The organism is Rhodococcus sp. ARP2 (genome assembly GCF_001029585.1).
Classification (GTDB): Bacteria; Actinomycetota; Actinomycetes; order Mycobacteriales; family Mycobacteriaceae; genus Rhodococcus_F; species Rhodococcus_F erythropolis.
Map to the genome: position 1 here is coordinate 1 of NZ_LEKE01000064.1, position 12945 is coordinate 12945.

At 62.2% G+C, this 12945-nt stretch carries 10 protein-coding genes and 1 pseudogene; 5 read left to right on the forward strand and 6 right to left on the reverse strand.

Going from position 1 to position 12945, the window contains the following annotated elements; genetic code table 11:
• Positions 1 to 323, reverse strand: a 323-nt coding sequence (locus ABX74_RS18380; RefSeq protein WP_047889411.1) for an SdpI family protein, incomplete at its 3' end; no start/stop codon positions are given.
• A gap of 101 nt (positions 324 to 424) precedes the next feature.
• Between ABX74_RS18380 and leuS the strand changes: the two genes are divergently transcribed.
• Together leuS and ABX74_RS18390 are read left to right on the forward strand one after the other, a co-directional pair.
• Positions 425 to 3271, forward strand: coding sequence for a leucine--tRNA ligase (gene leuS / locus ABX74_RS18385; protein WP_047889405.1), 2847 nt, complete (start codon positions 425 to 427; stop codon positions 3269 to 3271).
• Positions 3272 to 3550: 279 nt separating this feature from the next.
• Positions 3551 to 5056, forward strand: coding sequence for an MFS transporter (locus ABX74_RS18390; RefSeq protein ID WP_021342276.1), 1506 nt, complete (start codon positions 3551 to 3553; stop codon positions 5054 to 5056).
• A gap of 67 nt (positions 5057 to 5123) precedes the next feature.
• Here ABX74_RS18390 and ABX74_RS18395 read toward each other — a convergent pair whose 3' ends face one another.
• The 5 genes from ABX74_RS18395 to ABX74_RS18415 are packed head-to-tail and all read right to left on the reverse strand — an operon-like array spanning position 5124 to position 10072.
• A complete protein-coding gene (locus ABX74_RS18395) occupies positions 5124 to 5621 on the reverse strand; it encodes a hypothetical protein (RefSeq protein ID WP_047889406.1) in 498 nt (165 codons plus the stop codon).
• 19 nt (positions 5622 to 5640) lie between these two features.
• On the reverse strand, positions 5641 to 7104 hold the full coding sequence (locus ABX74_RS18400; protein WP_047889407.1) for an aldehyde dehydrogenase family protein: 1464 nt from the start codon (positions 7102 to 7104) through the stop codon (positions 5641 to 5643).
• Between the two features lie 31 nt (positions 7105 to 7135).
• Positions 7136 to 8512, reverse strand: a complete 1377-nt coding sequence (locus ABX74_RS18405; RefSeq protein ID WP_053062050.1) for a glutamine synthetase family protein — start codon at positions 8510 to 8512, stop codon at positions 7136 to 7138.
• Positions 8509 to 9282, reverse strand: a complete 774-nt coding sequence (locus ABX74_RS18410) for an SDR family NAD(P)-dependent oxidoreductase (protein WP_021332597.1) — start codon at positions 9280 to 9282, stop codon at positions 8509 to 8511. The genes ABX74_RS18405 and ABX74_RS18410 overlap by 4 nt, the downstream gene beginning before the upstream one ends.
• Positions 9266 to 10072, reverse strand: a complete 807-nt coding sequence (locus ABX74_RS18415; RefSeq protein WP_223257958.1) for a gamma-glutamyl-gamma-aminobutyrate hydrolase family protein — start codon at positions 10070 to 10072, stop codon at positions 9266 to 9268. Before ABX74_RS18415 ends, ABX74_RS18410 begins: the two co-directional genes overlap by 17 nt.
• 186 nt (positions 10073 to 10258) lie before the next feature.
• Here ABX74_RS18415 and ABX74_RS18420 point away from each other — a divergent pair, with 186 nt between their 5' ends.
• From ABX74_RS18420 to ABX74_RS18430, 3 genes and pseudogenes are all read left to right on the forward strand, one after another.
• Positions 10259 to 10981, forward strand: a complete 723-nt coding sequence (locus ABX74_RS18420) for a FadR/GntR family transcriptional regulator (protein ID WP_021332595.1) — start codon at positions 10259 to 10261, stop codon at positions 10979 to 10981.
• Between the two features lie 98 nt (positions 10982 to 11079).
• Entirely contained in the window at positions 11080 to 12510 is a 1431-nt protein-coding gene (locus ABX74_RS18425) for an APC family permease (protein WP_047889409.1), read from the forward strand.
• A 54-nt stretch (positions 12511 to 12564) separates the two neighbouring features.
• Positions 12565 to 12945 (forward strand): annotated as a pseudogene (locus ABX74_RS18430) (hypothetical protein); the annotation flags it as partial.

Below are 12945 nucleotides of genomic sequence, written 5' to 3' on the forward strand. Positions count from 1 at the left end.
GCGGCGGCCGCGCGGGTGCCGATGCCTCCACCGAAACCGGCAGTGAGGACGGCGACGACGACGGCGATGATCGCGACCGCGACGCCGAAGACTCCGCCGATGGTCAGTGCTGCGACTGCGCCGATGACCAACATTCCAGCGGCCGCGAGCATGGTCGGACCGGCCACCTTGTTGGCGAGGGCGAACGACTCCTCGCTCCGCAGGGAATCCTCGGTGCGGACACCGGCCCAGCGGTTGCGCGGGAGTTTGCCGATCAGACCGGCGACACCAACTCCACCGACGGCGACAGCGAGCACGAATAGCACCACAGCGACAACGATCACCCATACAGGATAGGCGCGAGTGGAGTTGATGGTATGCCCGGGTCGCACAGGCTCTACCCTGGTTATCGGTATTTCCGTCAGCCAAGTAGATAGCGACCACAGTGACCGAGTCTCCGCAGTCCCCCGATTCACCAGCCGACGCAACTCCGCAGCACCGCTACACCGCGGAGCTCGCCGGCCAGATCGAGCAGCACTGGCAGGACCGCTGGAGTGAGGACGGCACGTTCAACGCGCCCAATCCGGTCGGTCCGCTCTCCTCGCCCGACGGTGTTCCCGCCGACAAGCTCTTCGTTCAGGACATGTTCCCGTACCCCTCGGGTTCGGGCCTGCACGTCGGTCACCCGCTCGGATACATCGCTACGGACGTCTTCGCACGCTTCCATCGCATGCAGGGGCGCAATGTCCTGCACACCCTCGGCTACGACGCGTTCGGTCTCCCCGCCGAGCAGTACGCCGTGCAGACGGGTACCCACCCGCGGACGACCACCGAGTCCAACATCGCCAACATGAAGCGCCAGCTGCGACGCCTGGGTCTGGGGCACGACGAGCGTCGTAGCCTCGCGACGACGGACGTCGACTTCTACCACTGGACGCAGTGGATCTTCCTGCAGATCCACGGCGCCTGGTACGACAAGGCTGCAGGCAAGGCCCGTCGTATCTCGGAGCTGGAAGCCGAGTTCGATTCCGGTGAGCGCGCTCTGGAAGACGGACGCGAGTGGGCGTCGCTGACAGTCGCCGAGAAGGCAAAGGTCGTCGACTCGTACCGCCTTGTCTACCAGTCGGATTCGATGGTCAACTGGTGCCCCGGTTTGGGCACCGTGCTGGCCAACGAGGAAGTCACCGCCGACGGTCGTAGTGACCGCGGAAACTTCCCCGTGTTCCGTAAGCACCTCCAGCAGTGGATGATGCGCATCACCGCGTACTCCGATCGCCTGGTCGACGATCTCGAGTACCTGGATTGGCCGGACAAGGTCAAGGCTATGCAGCGCAACTGGATCGGACGCTCCTACGGCGCCGAAGTTACCTTTGCCGCAGGCGAGTACGGCGTCGATGTGTTCACGACGCGCCCTGACACGCTGTTCGGCGCCACCTATGTGACGCTGGCTCCTGAGCACGACTTGGTGGACAAGCTCGTCGCGGACGAGTGGCCCGACGGTGTCGACGCACGCTGGACTGGCGGTGCCACGACTCCGGCGGAAGCTGTTGCTGCATACCGCAAGTCGATTGCCGCCAAGACCGACCTGGAGCGTCAGGAAAACAAGGAGAAGACGGGCGTCTTCCTCGGTTCCTACGCCGTCAATCCGGTCAACGGCCACAAGGTCCCGATCTTCATCGCCGACTACGTGCTGACCGGCTACGGCACCGGCGCGATCATGGCAGTTCCGGGACACGATCACCGTGACTGGGAGTTCGCGAACGCGTTCGGACTGGAAATTCTCGAAGTTATTGCCGGTGGCGATGTTTCGGAGGCTGCGTACTCCGGTGACGGCCCGCTGGTGAACTCCGACTACCTCGACGGTCTGGACGTAGCCGAGGCCAAGGCGACCGTCATCAGCCGCCTCGAGGAGAGCGGCCAGGGCAAGGGCACTATCCAGTACAAGCTGCGCGACTGGCTCTTCGCGCGTCAGCGTTACTGGGGTGAGCCTTTCCCGATCGTCTACGACGCGGACGGCAACGCACACGCCCTGCCGGATTCGGCTCTGCCCGTGGTGCTTCCGGAGGTCGAGGACTACGCACCGGTGTCCTTCGATCCGGACGACGCCAACTCCGAGCCCTCTCCCCCGCTGAACAAGGCGACCGACTGGGTCAACGTCGAGCTCGATCTCGGCGACGGTCTGCAGACCTACCACCGCGACACCAACGTCATGCCGCAGTGGGCAGGTAGCTCGTGGTACCAGCTGCGCTACATCGATCCCACCAACCAGGACGCCTTCTGCGATCCGCAGAACGAGGCGTACTGGACGGGTCCGCGTCCGGAACTGCACGGCCCCAACGATCCCGGTGGAGTCGACCTGTACGTCGGCGGCGTCGAGCATGCGGTGCTGCACCTGCTGTACTCGCGCTTCTGGCACAAGGTTCTGTTCGACCTGGGCTACGTGTCCTCGAGCGAGCCGTACCGTCGCCTCTACAACCAGGGCTACATCCAGGCATTCGCGTACACCGATGCCCGCGGTGTCTACGTGCCCGCGGAAGAGGTCGTCGAGCATGACGGCAAGTTCTTCTTCGAGGGCGCCGAGGTCAACCGCGAGTACGGCAAGATGGGCAAGAGCCTCAAGAATGCCGTTGCGCCGGACGAGATCTGCGCCGAGTTCGGTGCAGACACCTTGCGTGTGTACGAGATGTCGATGGGTCCGCTGGACACCTCGCGTCCGTGGGCGACCAAGGACGTCGTCGGTGCTGCGCGATTCCTGCAGCGAGTGTGGCGCGTCGTCATCGACGAGGAGACCGGCAAGCCCCGTGTCACCGACGAAGCGCCCGGTGAGGAGACGCTGCGTGCGCTCAACAAGGCGATTTCCGGTGTCATCGAGGATTACACCGCGCTGCGCGACAACACGGCCGCTGCGAAGCTGATCGAGTACAACAACCACCTCACCAAGGCGTTCCCGGGTGGCGCGCCCCGTGCTGCCGTCGAGCCGTTGGTGTTGATGCTCGCTCCCCTGGCGCCGCACCTCGCGGAAGAGCTGTGGTCGCGTCTTGGCCACACGGAATCTCTTGCACACGGCCCCTTCCCCGCTGTCGAGGAGAAGTGGCTTGTCGAGGACACCGTCGAGTACCCGATCCAGGTCAACGGCAAGGTTCGTAGCCGCATCAGCGTCCCGGCGGATGCCGATCGCAAGGCTGTGGAGGAGATCGCCCTGGCCGACGAGAAGATCGTCGCTCTGCTCGAGGGCAACGCACCGCGCAAGGTGATCGTTGTGCCGGGCAAGATGGTGAACATAGTTCTGTAGGCGCTTCGCGCACGTGCGCCGTTTTGGTAGTTACCGCTACCGAAACGGCGCACAGTCGTATCTGGGGCTGTATCCGGGGTGCCAATCAGTCGTTGTCCTGATTGTCCCGCTCCGCGGAACATTCTGTAGCGCGCGTTCGACGCGAGGGCTGTGATGCAGGTAACACGTTGCCGAGAACGGTAGCTGTCGTTCCACTGCACTTCCCCGCAAGGCCCCGGCCGACGGTATTCGGCAGGGGGTCAATCGAATTCGCAGGTGTCCCGAAAGGATTCTTCAGCCATGGCGTCTCATGTCCACAGCGACGGTTCGTCTCCCAGTCTGCCCGAATCAACATCGATACCGGAGCGGTGGACTCCGCGACTGGTGTTCTCGCTGGCGTCGATCGTTCTTCTTCTCGAAATGCTCGCGGTGAGCTACATGATGATTTCCACGGCGCTGCCCGCCATCTCGGTGCATTATCAAACGACGCAGGGAGCTTGGCTGCTCACGTCGTTCCTGCTGCTCGGGGCGGTCGCGTCTCCGCTGCTCGGCAAGCTCGCGGACATGTACGGCAAGCGAAAAGTCCTGCTCTTTGCGGTCGCCGGCGCAGCGGTCGGATCCTTCATTTCGGCGATTGCGCCGAGCTATGCCGTCTTGATTCTGGGCCGGTCCCTGACTGGTCTGCTCGTTCCCTGCCTCTTCCTGAGCTACTCCCTCATTCGAGATGTCTTTCCGCCGAAAACCGTTGCGCTGGCTGTCAGTATTGCAACCTCCGGCATGGGCCTGATCGCTATTCCGGCGCCGTTCCTCACCGGTTGGTTGATCGACAACCACGGGTTCCGGAGCATCTTCTGGTTCTTCGTCATCGGTTTGGTTCTGCTCGGCGTCATGATCTTCGCTTCGACGTCGGAATCAGCTGTGCGACTGCGCTCTTCGCTGGATCTGATCGGTGCAGTACTGCTCGGATCGGGCATCGCCGGAATTCTGATCGGCGTCAGCTTCGGACCGACCTGGGGCTGGAAGAACGGCTCGACACTGGCCTATCTGATCGGTGGCGTCGCACTGCTGGCGGCTTGGGTTGCCTCTGCCCGAGCCATCCGTGAGCCCTTGATCGACCTGCGCTACTTCGGTAAGCGTTCGGTGATGCTCACCGCCGTCGGTGCCGGGTTCTGCTACGGCGCGTCGGGAGTCTTCACGATTTTGCTGCCGATGATGGTGATGACGCCAGCGGTTCTCGGCCTGGGATACGGATTCGGCGTGACAGCAGAGGGATTCGCGATCTTCCAGGCGCCCCTTGGCGGCATGGTGGTGGTCGGCGGCTTGATCGTGGGCTTCCTGGTCGGCCGCAACATTCGACCCCGCCTGCTGATGATCATCGGAATGATCCTCATGGCAGTCGGATTCACCTTGACGGCCACCATTCACGACAACAAGCCGCTGCTCATCATCTTTGCCGGAATCTTCGGTGTCGGTATGGGTATGGGTTACGCCTCCATTCCGAACCTGCTCATCGAGGCAGTGCCGCCGCAGTTGCAGGCAACCACGGCGAGCATGGTCGCGGTCTTCCAGAGCATCTTCCCCGCAGTGCTTCCCGTCATCGCCTTCACGGTGTTGAACTCGCACATCGCGATGGCGATGGAGGGCGCTGTGTTCTACACCGACGAGGGCATGCGTATCGCGTTCCTGATCGGTGCTGCTGCAGCAGTTCTCGGTGCGATCGCAGCCGTGTTCCTGCCGCGAAACATCATCCAGATCGGCGCAGAAGACGGCGCGGCGCAGGAGACGTCCCTCCTACCGGCTCACTGATCACGCGATGATGTGCGGCTACGGGCCAACGCCCGTAGCCGCACATCTCCGTGGTGGCACGTCGACGTCATGCAAGATGAATCTTCTGCAGCGAGATCTCACCCCGCAGTGGACGCTCTGCAACCTGCGCCAGATCAGAGACGAATGTGTCCGCGTTCGATCGGGTAGTGGTGAGTTGAACCGACAGAACGTTGTTCGCCTGACTGCACACGGTTGCGCCGTGCCGGTAGGCGACCAGCGCGACTGGATCGACGCGTTGGAAAGTCGCGGTGACGTGTAGGCCGACCTGTGGGGTCACCGGAACAAACGGGCCGTGGTCCGTCTTGATGCGGACTATCCCGACGATCCTGTTGAGACGCTTGATCAGCATGGCGTCCGAAATCGTTGTCGGGCAACGGTACGCAATTGACATACCGCTGACTCCCGGCGATGTCACGGACATCCACGTGGACAGACTGACGACCTCTACGCCAAGCTTCCACCCCAGCGAAGAAATGCGGGCGAGAACTGCTGCGGTGTCATGGCATTCGACGACCATGGTGCCAACCCGTGTCGTTTCACCCATTCCCACGACCTCTTTCGGCTTAGAGAGGCAGTCCGGGCGCATCGACACCGACGATTCGCGATCCCCGGAAGAAGTCGAGAAGCTCTTTGTCGCCGTGTGCGCCGATACCGCTTCCGCCCCAGAAACTCTGGGTCGAGTGGTCGTCGAGGTCCAGGAGGCTGGTGCTGTTGATCTTGTTCTCACCGCACTCGATTCGGGTCGCAAGTTCACGAGCGGCGTCGACGTCGGCGCCGAACACGTATCCGGCCAGGCCGGTATCGAGAGCGTTGGCCTCGAGCAGCGCCTGCTCGTCGGTAGATGCTCGGTGCACGGTCAGGATCGGCCCGAAGGTCTCCGTCTTGGTGTGTTCCGACGAGATCCCGTGCACCACAGTCGGAGGGAAGAACCATCCGGAAAGGTCCGGCACAGGGGTGCTCGAGACGGCCGTGCCGCCGACGCCGCGGAGAAACTCGACGGTCGCCCGCATCCTTTGGAGTTGAGGCTCGTTCGCCTGCGGACCCATCGTGATGTTGTCGTCATCGGTTCGGCCGAGCGCGATTTCAGCCGTGCGGTCGAGTATTGCGTCGACAAGACGGTCGTGAAGGTGCGGCGGCACGAAGACGCTTCCCGGACTCTCACACCATTGCCCGTTGAGTTTGGTGAACCCGTCGACGAGCGCGGTGGCAGTCAGATCGATGTCGGCGTCGGCGCGGACGATCACGGGGTTGTTGCTGCCGAGCTCGAGTTGAAGCGCCTTGAAATCGGTTGAAGCCGCAGCGGCGATTGAACTGCCGGCTGCTCGACCGCCGGTGAAGGCCAGTGCTCGGATTCGTCGATCGGTGGCCAGTAGGTCCCCGACGTCCCCGTCTCCGTGAATGAGCTGAAACAGAGCTTTCGGCGCGTCGACTTCGGCGATGGCACGTGAGATCGCCTCGGCAAGCACGTTGGGACCCGACGGTGCCCAGTTGGAGGGCTTGGCGATGACCGGAGCACCTGCGGCCAAAGCGAATGCGGTCTTCTTGGCGGTGATGAAGCTCGGTGCGTTCCACGGTGCGATCACAGCGGTCGGGCCCCAAGCCAGCCGATGTAATTGTGCACCTGACGCCAGCTGCTCGAACCCGGAGGAGTTCTCCAGATGCCTTGCAGCACTGCGGAATAGATCGGGAAGCCCGCCGGCGAAAAGTGTGCTGATCAAAAGCGGAAGACCGTTGTTCTTGGAGTCCTCACGGGCGATCGCCGCAGTTCGTTCCTCGACAAGTTCAGCCGTTCTCTCGAGTAGGCGCACCCGGTCGGCTACCGATCGACGGGTCCAGACACCCGATCGATGGAGTTCTGTCGCGGCGGTGATTGCCCTCTCTACCTGTTCGGTGGAGGACGAGAGTTGGGCTTGCAGTTTCTCTCCGGTGTCGGGATCGGTGAGAAATTCGCCGAGTTCGATAGCCGGTGTTTCGACGTTTCCGTCGATCGTGTTGTTCTGGGGCACGAGTGAGCATGAAGTGGTCATGACTGTCCTTCGTGGCGAAATCGTTTGTAGGTCAGATGTTGTCGAGGTAGCGTTCGCGTTCCCAGTCGGTGACCGCGGACATGAAGGAATCCCATTCGTCCTTGGCGACTGCCGCATAGTGCGACACGACCTCGGCGCCGAACGCCGCGAGTGCGAACTCACTGGCCTCGAGCGCACGCGCCGCCTCGTCGAGTGTGCCGGGCAGCGGTTGTTGCTTCACCTTCTCGAGTGTGTCTGTGTCGCTGTACCCGTCGCGTCGTACCGGTGCGCCGGGATCGAGCTTTCGTGTCAGACCGTCGTTCATCGATGCCAAGACTGCGGCCAGTGCGAGATATGGATTTGCGTCCGCCCCTGGCAGTCTCATTTCGAGACGGTTGGCGGACGGCGCTCCGGTGATGAGTCGGCAGGTGGTCGTCCTGTTATCGAAACCCCAGGTCAAGCCGTTCCCCGAAAAATCGTGACTGGCTCGGGTCCGGCGCATCGAGTTGATGGTCGGCGTGTAGAACAGCATGAGTTCCGGGCAGTGCTCGAGAACTCCGCCGACGGCGTGCAGTAGTTCGGCGCTCGCCGTGTTTTCAGCGCTCGCATCGTGGAACGGGAAAGTGTCGTCGCTACGCATGGACGCGTGAATATGACACGACGAGCCCATGCCGTCGGTGCTCGGACGTGCCATGAAGGTCGCCGTGAGCCCTTCTGCCGCGGCGACGTCGTGAACCACCTGCTTGAAGAGCACATGGCGGTCGGCCATCTCGAGAGCGGTTCCGTATTCGAGGTTGATCTCCCACTGGCCCAGGCCGTATTCGACCTGTGAAACCTCGACGGGAATTGCGCTCTCCTCCAACGCGGTTCGTACCCTGCGGAAGAAGGGTTCCATCGCGTTGCCGGCGGTGATGGTGTAATCAGAGGGCACCAGGGTGGTGGGTTCGAGATCTCGGTATCCGCTGCGCCTCAACGCGTCGGGGGTACCCCGGTAGAGGTGGAACTCGAGTTCCGTTGCCGCGTAGACGGTGTGGCCGTCTGATTCGAGCTTGTCGATCTGCTTGCGCAGGATCGTGCGCGGTGCGATCGGGACGAGCTCGCCGGTATGTTCGTCGACCGAGTCTGCGATGACGATGGCAGTGGACTCGAGCCACGACGCACGTCGAAGTGTCCCCAGATCGGGTCGCAGACGGAAGTCGTGCCAGCCGGTGTGCCCGCCGGCGTAGTCGACTACCAGTTTGTCCATACGCTGGTTGGCATCCCAGGCGTACACACAGGTGCACACGTGCAGGCCCTCGTCGATGTTGCCGAGGAAAATTCGCGTCGGGACCCGTTTGCCGATTAATCGCCCGTAGAGGTCGATACCGGCGATGAGGACGGTGTCGATGTCGGACTCGGCGAGCTCGGCCGTGGTGAGCCGGCCTTTCATCGGGCGAGCCATCCGCCGTCGACGGGCAGCTGGACCCCACTGATGTAGGAGGCGTCGTCGGACAGCAGGAAGGAGACTGCAGCACCCATGTCTTCGGGGCGTCCGACGCGCGGCACCAGGAGCCTGGACTTCATGAAGTCGAGAACTTCGCCGGAGGAGACGTCGATGCCAGGCAGGAATGCGGTCGGTACCGGCCCGGGGGCGATTGCGTTGACTCGTACGTTGTACCGCGAGAGTTCGACGGCCAGAGCCTTCGTCAGCATCTTCACTCCACCCTTCGACGCGTTGTAGTGGACCTGGGCGAAGCCCTGGGAGGACACAACCACGTCCGCTTCCACCGTCGACAAGTTCACCACAGCGCCGCTGTTGCCGTCGCGGAAGTACGGGGTGGCGATCTGCGTGACGATGAACATGCCCTTGAGATTGACGTCGAGGACGAGGTCCCACTCTTCGTCGGTGAGGTTCTCGAGAGAACTCATCGTGATCAGACCGGCGTTGTTGACGAGGTAGTCGAAGCGTCCCCATTCGGCGACGGTCGCTTCGAAGGCGGCGCTCACTGCGGCGCGGTCGCGCACATCGGCTTCGAGGGCGAGCGCAGGTGTGCCGTACTGTGATTCGATCAGTGCGACGGTCTCCTTTGCACTTTCGATGTGAAGGTCCACGACCGCAACGCGGGCACCGTCGGAGGCGAGACGCAGCGCGATGCCGCGGCCGATTCCGGAACCTGCACCGGTGATGAGGGCGACCTTGTTCTCATGCGTACGTGACATTGGTGTCTTCCATTCTGTGATGATCGGTCTGGTGAGAAGAATCGGTCCGACGGGAGGTTGCAGCGTCGACGAGCCACGAGAAGAGCGGGTCGATTTCGACGAAGAATTCGGGGTGCCACTGCACGCCCACCACGGGGCGATCGGCGGCCTGGATGGCTTCGGCGACGCCGTCGAGCGCGCGTCCGACGATCCGAAGCCCGCTCCCCGGGGTGTCCACGGCTTGGTGGTGAAGGCTGTTCACGTGAATGCTGTTGCCGAACAGACTGTGTGGGACGGAACCGGATTCCAGAGCGACCTGTTGCGGTCGGTACGAACGCGGATAACCGAAGAAGCTGTGTGCCTCACCGGCGTCGGTCGGAAGGTCGGCAATCAGAGTGCCCCCGCGGGCGACGTTGACGACCTGGTGTCCTCGACATACACCCAGGATCGGCAGTCCGATTTCCCAGGCTGCATCGACCAGGGCGAACTCGAATTCGTCCCGAGCGGGGTCGATCATCGAGGAGTTTGGTCCGGGGGTGCGGCCGTATCGCCTGGGGTCCACGTCGGAACCACCGCTGAGGACGAGGGCGTCGAGATGCTCGACGATTCGGCGCGGATCACTGTGGATGCTCAGCAGGATCGGTTGACCACCGGCAGCGCGGATTTTCGAGGGAAAATCGGTGAAGAACATTTCCATCAACGCGTCGCCGACGACGTTGGGTAGTGACGGCCCGCCGCGGTCGACGCGGCCGGTGACTCCGATCAGGGGCATGGCGGGGAGTGCCTCCGCCGTCATCGTGAATTGGGTCATAGGAGCGAGCATAGAACCATTGAATGGCTTTTCGCTAGAGTTTGGCTTGTAAAGTTGGGGTAACGGGTTCGAAGTGCCGCGCGCTGCTGTATCTATTCAAGGACAGTTGCGAATGGGAGCGTTCGATTTCGTAGGTCAAGACGAAGCGTAAGTGTCGGTCCAGGCACCGAGTAGGGGGTACGAGACGTGCAGATCGACAAGCTGCCGGCCATCGAATTCATGGTCAGTGCACCGACGTTGGGGGAGGATATCGCTCGACGCTTGCGACTGCTCATTCACAGCGGCGCGCTCAGCCCCGGTGATCGCCTGCCGTCCGAGCGTGAACTGTCTCAGCAACTCGAAGTCGGTCGAGTCAGTGTGCGAGAAGCGGTCCGAATCCTTCAGGCGATGGGATACATAGAGGTGCGGCGAGGAGCCACGGGCGGATCGTTCGTTTCGGAGTTGACCAGGCCTTATGAAGACTGGGTTGGCCAGTTGAAAGCGCGAGAAGCAGACATCGACGAGATCGTCGACCTCCGTATCGGGTTGGAAATGCGCACGGCAAGCCTCGCGGCGGTCCGGCGAACCGATCGTCATCTTCTCGAGTTGCTCGAATCCATTGAGCAATTGGGGGTTTCCGGAAGTCGGGGATCGTTCCGGGCTTGTGACGCCAGGTTCCACGGCGGTATCGCCAGAGCGGCGGGAAACAGCAGGTTGGAGGCCGCTGTGGTCGAGGCTCGCGGCGAAATGTTCGTCCCCGTCGATCATCTCGTGTTCGAAGACCAGGTCGAGGCTTCGAGGGTGGAGCACAAGGAAATCTTCGAGGCGATCAAGCGGGGCGACAGCGCTCGCGCGGCGGAGGCAATGGAACGTCACATTCTGCACGCAAAAGACGAGCTCAAACGCTTGGCGCTGCAGGAAGAAGGCTGACGGGAGCGCGACGAACGGACGGTTCGTCCCGTTTTTCGCAAGTAAAAGTTTTGTGAATTGGGTCCCGAATCGACTTCAATGGTTCTAACATCGCCGGTATGACCCATACTTCCGTCAATGCTTCACATGATGCATCCGGCGATGACCGAACTCTACGAGGCTCGCTGGGTACCGGTTCGATAGTCCTCATGGTCGTTGCCGCGGCCGCTCCGCTGACTGTGATCAGTGGGCTTGTGCCGCTGGGCATTTCCGGTGGCAACGGTGCGGGCTTCCCCATGACCTTCGCCGTGACCACCGGTGTACTTCTGCTCTTCGCCGTCGGATTCACCGCGATGTCGCGTTACATCCCGGGAACCGGCGCGTTCTATCTCTACGTCGGACATGGTCTCGGCCGTGGTGCCGGTGTCGGCAGTGCGATGTTGGCGCTTGTCAGTTACAGCACAGTGCAATTGGCGGTGTACGGCTACCTCGGCCCGGCAATGAGTTCGTTGATCACCTCCTACGGTGGTCCGGAAGTGCCGTGGTGGATCTTCTCGCTCGCCTCGTTGGCTCTGGTAGCCGTCCTGGGATTTCGTCATATCGAATTGTCGGGCAAGGTGCTCGGCATCCTGTTGATCGCAGAGGTCGGGATCGTTGTCGTACTCGACGCTTTCATCATCGCCGACGGTGGTCCGGAAGGTCCGTCGACGGCAATGTTCTCTCCGTCGGAAATTTTCTCCGGATCCCCCGGTGTCGCATTGGTATTCGCGCTTGCCGGCTACATCGGGTTCGAGTCGACGGCGATCTTCCGCGATGAGGCGAAGGATCCCGCGCGGACTATCCCGCGAGCGACATACGCCGCCTTGATCCTCATCGGCGGCTTCTATGCTCTCTCCAGTTGGGCGGTCGTGACGGCGTGGGGCGACAAGGGTGCAGTGGACATTGCGAGCACCGATCCCGACGGCATGTTGATCACCACTGCCACTGACTTTGCCGGAACGGTGACAGCCCATCTGATTCAAATTCTGTTGGTGTCCAGTCTCTTTGCCGCAGTTCTGTCTCTCCACAATGTCTTGGCCAGATACATCTTTGTTCTGTCGAACACCGGCGTTCTGCCGGGTGCAGGTGGGCGGACGCACCGCGTGCATGGTTCGCCGCACATCGCGTCGGTGGTGCAATCCTGCTGTGCTCTAGTGCTTCTCGGAGCTTGCATCGTCATCGGTCTGGATCCGGTGACACAGATCTTCGCGTGGTTCGCCGGCGTCGCGACGGTGGGGATCGTGGCTCTCATGTTGCTCACGTGCCTCGCCGTTCTCGTATTCTTTCATCGTACGAAGGTCGATCAGCGCCTCTGGCACACCAAACTTGCCCCGAGCCTGGGGCTCGTCGGCCTCATCGGATTCGCGATCGCCATTGCCGGAAACCTCCCGCTTCTTCTCGGCGGCAACGTTCTGGCCGTGGTGATGACCGGAGTGCTGGTGCTCGCGTTTGTCGGTGGATTCCTCTATGCGCGTCGACGCAAGCAAGTGAGCTTCGAACTCCCGTCATGAGAGGGCCTTCGGTGAAATGATGGGTGCACCCGCACTCGAGAAAGCAGGACGCCCATGACATTCGCGGATCTGGACGGCGATGAACTGTGGAGTTATCTGCAGGAGCGTTCAGGATTGCCCGGCCCGCGCGCGAACCTCGCGCTCATGCTCGAGTTCGCGCGCGGCGCCGACAGTGACGACATCCTGCGGGCGGTGGAGTCCGAAGACGAATACATCCGCTGCTGTGGGATCGTCGGGCTCGGATTCATTCTTGTTCGTTCGCGCGACGAGGCTGCTCTGGACAGTCTGGCGGAGGCGACCACCAGTGCTTCGTGGCGTGCACGTGAAGCTGCCGCGATGGCCGTTCAAGCGATAGGCGACACGGATCCGGAATTGTTCCGGGCGATCATCGAGCAGTGGGCACGCTCCACCCATCCATTGACGCTGCGCGCAGCG

What these genes read in the sequence shown, in the direction of transcription:
- ABX74_RS18425 (WP_047889409.1), top strand. Translation starts at nt 11,080, where the DNA reads ATGACCCATACTTCCGTCAATGCTTCACATGATGCATCCGGCGATGAC.
- ABX74_RS18415 (WP_223257958.1), bottom strand. Translation starts at nt 10,072, where the DNA reads ATGACCCAATTCACGATGACGGCGGAGGCACTCCCCGCCATGCCCCTG.
- ABX74_RS18405 (WP_053062050.1), bottom strand. Translation starts at nt 8,512, where the DNA reads ATGAAAGGCCGGCTCACCACGGCCGAGCTCGCCGAGTCCGACATCGAC.
- ABX74_RS18390 (WP_021342276.1), top strand. Translation starts at nt 3,551, where the DNA reads ATGGCGTCTCATGTCCACAGCGACGGTTCGTCTCCCAGTCTGCCCGAA.
- ABX74_RS18395 (WP_047889406.1), bottom strand. Translation starts at nt 5,621, where the DNA reads ATGGGTGAAACGACACGGGTTGGCACCATGGTCGTCGAATGCCATGAC.
- ABX74_RS18410 (WP_021332597.1), bottom strand. Translation starts at nt 9,282, where the DNA reads ATGTCACGTACGCATGAGAACAAGGTCGCCCTCATCACCGGTGCAGGT.
- ABX74_RS18400 (WP_047889407.1), bottom strand. Translation starts at nt 7,104, where the DNA reads ATGACCACTTCATGCTCACTCGTGCCCCAGAACAACACGATCGACGGA.